General features: G+C 47.9%; 1 pseudogene. It reads left to right on the top strand.

The annotated features are described in order from the left end of the window. A pseudogene (locus tag KDM89_RS21715) lies at nt 1-292 on the top strand (insulinase family protein); the annotation flags it as partial.

Here is a 292-nt window from a genome sequence, read left to right as displayed (position 1 = left end):
ACCTGGGTATGCGGTATTCCTGGCCAGCCTGTCCAAAGATCAGAATATAGAACAGGCTAAGAAGACACTGATCGAGACCGTAGAAGGCGTGGTGAAACAACCCGTGACCGAAGCAGAACTGAAATTTGCTAAAACCAATCTGCTCAATCAGCTGGAAAAAACCATTAACGACCCACAAAAATTGTGTGTCGCGATGTCTGAATCCATCGCACTCGGTGACTGGCGTTTGTTCTTTATCGAACGCGACCGTATCGAAGCACTCACAATTGCCGATATACAGCGCGTAGCGCAA

Source organism: Cognatundibacterium luofuense (assembly GCF_018139685.1).
Taxonomy (GTDB): Bacteria; Pseudomonadota; Gammaproteobacteria; order Burkholderiales; family Burkholderiaceae_D; genus Undibacterium; species Undibacterium luofuense.
The sequence above is the reverse complement of the archived record's forward strand: the minus strand, read 5'-3'. Positions and strand labels throughout refer to the sequence as shown.